This is a genomic window from Polaribacter sp. (assembly GCF_965656025.1).
In the GTDB taxonomy this organism is placed as follows: Bacteria; Bacteroidota; Bacteroidia; order Flavobacteriales; family Flavobacteriaceae; genus Polaribacter.
In genome coordinates this window covers 1,948-6,987 of the sequence record NZ_CBFHJT010000014.1, presented here as the reverse complement: position 1 = coordinate 6,987, position 5,040 = coordinate 1,948, and the positions used below count along the sequence as shown (strand labels likewise).

Here is a 5,040-nt window from a genome sequence, read left to right as displayed (position 1 = left end):
CGATGAATTGTATTTACGTCACGTATTACACTCTTTAGGAATTGCTAAAATTATAGCATTTAAACCAGGTTCTAAAGTAATGGATGTAGGTACAGGTGGTGGTTTCCCTGGAATTCCGTTAGCCATTTTATTTCCAGAAACACAGTTTCATTTGGTAGATTCTATTGGTAAAAAGATAAAAGTGGTGAATGAAGTTGCTGAAGGTTTGGGTTTAAAAAACGTTACAACTACACATGGTAGAGTAGAAGAAGTAAAAGACACCTATGATTTTATTGTAAGTAGAGCAGTAGCGCAAATGGAAACTTTTGTTAGATGGAACAAAGGTAAAATAGCTAAAAAGCAAAATCATGATTTAAAAAACGGAATTTTATATTTAAAAGGAGGCGATTTAACAGAAGAATTAAAATTATATACGTCTGCAACCATTTATGATTTACCAGATTTTTTTGAAGAAGATTTTTTTGAAACCAAAAAAGTGGTGCATTTGGGGATGAAGTATAAAGGTTAAAGCATTTTAAAAAATAGAAGATTCAGTTTCTGTTGTAAATTGCTCTAAAAATAACATCCCTTTATATGAGTTTCCTTTTTTATTTAGTTTTGGGCTCCAAACTGTAATACAAAATTCATCTGGATGAATGGCAACAATACCGCCACCAACTCCAGACTTACCAGGTAAACCGACTCTAAAAGCAAATTCACCAGATTCGTCATAAAAACCACAGGTAAGCAAAATTGCATTGATTCTTTTGGCTTGACTCATTGTTAACACTCGATTTCCTTCTTGGTTGGTAAAATTATCATCTGCTAAAAAAAGAAAAATTTCAGAAACTTCTTTGCAAGTCATTTCTAATGCACAGGTGTAAAAATAGAAATCTAAAACAACATCAATATCGTTTTTAATATTTCCAAAAGATTTTATGAAGTTACACAAAGCAATATTTCTATAACCAGAACTTTTTTCTGATTGTGCTACTTTTTCAGAATAGTTTAAATCTGGGTTTTTAGAAAGAATTCTGCAAAAGTTTAAAAAATCTTCTTTTGGGTTTTTTAAATGACTAATTAAAACATCGCAAACCACAATAGCGCCCGCATTTATAAACGGATTTCTTGGAATACCTAAGTCAGATTCTAATTGCAATAAAGAATTAAACGGATTTCCAGAAGGTTCTACATCTACTCTTTTCCATAGTTTTTCACCTTCTAATTGATAGGCTAATGTTAAGGTTAATATTTTAGAAATACTCTGAATGGAAAATTTCTTTTTAGAATCTCCAATACCAAAAAAATTTCTATCAATGGTAGTAATGTGTATACCAAAATTAGTATCATCAACATTGGCAAGTTCTGGTATATAATTGGCAATTTTACCAGTGTCGTCAATATTTTTTAAGTCATTATAAATCTTGGTGATTATCTTTTGATAGTTTTTCATTGACGGTTCTTAGTTTTGTCAAAATTATTAGAAAATATCGAAATAAAAAAGGAATCACATTGCTGTGATTCCTAATTTTGTCATTCCTGTAAAAACAGGAATCTAGTTTGCTTTTTTGGATTCCTACCTTCGCAGGAATGACAGTTTAGTTTACAAAACTTCTACAAACAAACCTTCCTCTGTTTTAGAAACTTTGGCAACCTCTTTTTTAGTTAAACCTTTAATGGTTTTATCCCATTTCTTGTTTGATAAACCAGACTGTGTTTTAAGTGCATTTAATTCAATTTTTTCAGCTTTTGAAAGAATGGCAAGTAATGCAACTTCATCATCATTCAATGCTACAGCCGGTTCTTTTTTCTCAGGACGCATTTGAGGGAAAAACAACACTTCTTGTATGGATTGATTATTGGTTAAAAACATAATTAATCGATCCATTCCAATTCCCATTCCAGAAGTTGGAGGCATCCCGTATTCTAATGCACGTAAAAAATCATGGTCTATAAATTCGGTAGCTTCATCATCACCTTTTTGTGCTAATTTTAATTGGTGTTCAAAACGCTCACGTTGATCTATTGGATCATTCAACTCAGAATAAGCATTGGCAATTTCTTTACCACACACCATCAATTCAAAACGCTCTGTCAATTCTGGGTTTGTTCTGTGTTCTTTACATAATGGCGACATTTCTTTTGGGTAATCTGTTATAAATGTTGGCTGAATGTAATTGCCTTCACATTTTTCACCGAAAATTTCATCAATTAATTTTCCTTTCCCCATGGTTTCATCAACCTCTATATTCATGTCTTTTGCAGCAGCTCTAATTTCATCTTCAGTTTTGTCATAAATATCAAAACCTGTGAACTCTAAAATAGAATCGCGCATGGTAATTCTTTTATAAGGCGCTTTAAAATCTATTTTATGCTCTCCAAAAGTAGCTTCAGAAGTTCCGTTTACAGCAATGGCACAATGCTCTAATAATTGCTCACAGAAATCCATCATCCAATTGTAATCTTTGTAAGAAACATAGATTTCCATGGCTGTAAATTCTGGGTTGTGTGTTCTGTCCATTCCTTCATTTCTGAAGTTTTTAGAAAACTCATACACACCATCAAAACCTCCAACAATTAAACGTTTTAAATACAATTCGTTAGCAATTCTCATGTATAAAGGAATGTCTAAAGAATTGTGATGCGTAATAAAAGGTCTTGCAGCTGCACCACCAGGAATGGGTTGTAAAACAGGCGTTTCTACTTCAAAATAACCAGCATCGTTAAAAAATGAACGCATGGCATTAAACAACTTTGTACGTTTTACAAACACCTCTTTTACATGCGGATTCACCACCAAATCTGCATAACGTTGCCTGTAACGCATTTCTGGATCGTTAAATGCATCATAGGTGTTTCCATCAGCATCAACTTTTGGCAATGGCAAGGGTTTTAAAGCCTTAGAAAGCAATTTGAAATCGTTAACCATTACAGTTTTTTCACCTACTTTTGTTGTAAAAAGTGTTCCTTCAATTCCTATAAAATCACCAATATCTAGCAATTTTTTATAAACATCATTATATAAAGTTTTGTCTTCTCCAGTACAAATTTCATCACGATTAAAATAAACCTGAATTCTACCTTCACCATCTTGTAACTCCGCAAAAGAAGCTTTTCCTTGTATTCTTCTAGACATTAATCTACCAGCAATAACCACCTTTTTTTCTTCAACAAAACTTTCTTTAATTTCCTTAGAATCTGAATCTATTGGAAATAAATCTGCAGGATAAGGGTTGATTCCCAAATCTCTTAATTTTGCTAACTTTTCTCTACGTACAACTTCTTGTTCTGATAATTGCATTTCTAATAATTTAGTGATGAATTTTAAAGATTGCAAAGATACAATCTTTCAAGAATTTATCTATTGAAGATTTCAATAAAATAACTCATAAAAGTTGCAGAAATATCAAAACATTGTATATTTGCATGCTACTTTTTGTTGAAGTAGCATTAGTTGTGTTGTTTGGCACTTTAGAAAAAGTGTCGTGGTTTTGTTAACCAATGGAAAGCTTCCCTTAAATGGGACGCTTTTTTTTTGACTTTTTGTTAATTGAAGCACAAAATATACCTTTTTAAAACCTTTATTTTATTCTATCAAAAACATTTTTTTTAATGCTTTAATTCTTTTGAAGATTGTTAAATATTTGAATAATTCATAAAATTTTACGATATTTAGATAAAAACATACCTATTATTGACGATAAAACAAGAAAAAGATTAGACACGATGAAAGCTGTTTTGGTAAAAATGGAAGACATTAAAAATTCGCAACAAAGTTTAATAGAAAAAGTAGGACAAGTAGAAGTGGCACTTTTTGATATTCAATCTGAAACATTAGACAAAGAGTTGCATAAGGTAATGAGTAATGCAAGTAAATCTTTTGATATTATTAAAGATGCAATAGAAGCTTTTGAAATGAAAAGAAATAGAATTGAAAACGAAGCTTAATTTTTGTTAAAAAAATCCTCCTTTATACTCCCAAAACTTCATTAAAAATAAGACTACAAAGCCAAAAGAAACTCCAAATTTAATGGTTGCAGAAGCTAACAGCCCTATAAAAGAGCCAACAGAAGCTTTAAAAGCTCGATTTTTATCTGTTTTGTCGTAGAATAATTCGCCTATAAAAGCACCCAAAAATGCGCCAATTAAAATACCAAAAGGTATTGGAGATAATAAACCAATTATTAAACCAATAGTAGTGCCATAAACGCCATATTTACTACCACCAAAACGTTTTGTACCAATAGCTGGTATAATATAATCTAGAATCCAAATTAAAATAGCAATGGCTAAAGTAATGCCTAAATAAGTCCAATTCATGGGTATTATAGAGGTTAGGTGCAATAATAATAAACCCAACCAACCTGTTAATGGCCCCGGTAACACAGGTAAAAAAGAGCCAATGATACCTAGTAATACCAAGATGAAGCCAATTAACAATAAAAATATATCCATGTTTTTTAGGTTTAAACTACCCAGTTTATTTACAATAAGACGAAAATACAAAACCTTTGTTACATAAATTTATAACTAAAAAATTAGTTTAAACTAATTTTTTAGTTATATTTGTTTTATCAAACTAAAACTTTAGTTACAAGTATGAGCAAACAATTAACAAAAGCAGAAGAGCAGATTATGCATGTTTTATGGAGTTTAGAAGAAGCCTCTGTAAAAGAAGTAATTGCGCAATTACCTGCACCAAAACCCGCATACAATACAGTTTCTACCATTATTAGAATTTTAGAAACCAAAGAATTTGTAACGCATAAAGCTGTAGGTAGAGGTTTTGTGTATTACCCAATAATAGAAAAAGAAACCTATAGCAACCAACGTTTGCACAAACTAATGAATGGTTATTTTAATGGTTCTTTTAAAAGTATGGTTTCTTTTTTTGTAAAAGAGAACAAGATGGATGTTAAAGAACTTGAAAGTATTTTAAAAGAAGTGAATAAAAAATAGAATGCAGTTTTACAGTTTCAGTTAGCAGATTTAGTTTGTGTTTAAAGTGACTATAAATTAGCTATAAATCAAATAAAAAACAAATGTCAAACTGAGCTTGTA

Annotated in this window: 6 protein-coding genes; 3 read left to right on the top strand and 3 right to left on the bottom strand. The window is 30.9% G+C overall.

Annotated features, from left to right (window positions below; genetic code table 11):
- On the top strand, nt 1-508 hold a 508-nt coding region (gene rsmG / locus ACTG3S_RS04125), incomplete at its 5' end, for a 16S rRNA (guanine(527)-N(7))-methyltransferase RsmG (RefSeq protein WP_439128108.1).
- Between the two features lie 6 nt (nt 509-514).
- Here the strand turns inward: rsmG and ACTG3S_RS04120 are convergent.
- Together ACTG3S_RS04120 and lysS are read right to left on the bottom strand one after the other, a co-directional pair.
- Nucleotides 515-1,432 (bottom strand): glutaminase, encoded by a 918-nt coding sequence (locus ACTG3S_RS04120; RefSeq protein ID WP_439128107.1) that lies wholly within the window; start codon nt 1,430-1,432, stop codon nt 515-517.
- Between the two features lie 150 nt (nt 1,433-1,582).
- Nucleotides 1,583-3,280, bottom strand: coding sequence for a lysine--tRNA ligase (gene lysS, locus ACTG3S_RS04115; RefSeq protein ID WP_439128144.1), 1,698 nt, complete (start codon nt 3,278-3,280; stop codon nt 1,583-1,585).
- Between the two features lie 425 nt (nt 3,281-3,705).
- Between lysS and ACTG3S_RS04110 the strand changes: the two genes are divergently transcribed.
- The gene (locus ACTG3S_RS04110; RefSeq protein ID WP_439128106.1) at nt 3,706-3,927 is read left to right on the top strand and encodes a hypothetical protein; all 222 of its coding nucleotides are present in this window, start codon (nt 3,706-3,708) and stop codon (nt 3,925-3,927) included.
- Between the two features lie 6 nt (nt 3,928-3,933).
- Here the strand turns inward: ACTG3S_RS04110 and ACTG3S_RS04105 are convergent, their stop codons facing one another.
- Nucleotides 3,934-4,434, bottom strand: a complete 501-nt coding sequence (locus tag ACTG3S_RS04105; protein ID WP_439128105.1) for a DUF456 domain-containing protein — start codon at nt 4,432-4,434, stop codon at nt 3,934-3,936.
- Nucleotides 4,435-4,578: 144 nt separating this feature from the next.
- Between ACTG3S_RS04105 and ACTG3S_RS04100 the strand changes: the two genes are divergently transcribed.
- A complete protein-coding gene (locus ACTG3S_RS04100; RefSeq protein WP_439128104.1) occupies nt 4,579-4,938 on the top strand; it encodes a BlaI/MecI/CopY family transcriptional regulator in 360 nt (119 codons plus the stop codon).
- Nucleotides 4,939-5,040 lie beyond the last annotated feature (102 nt).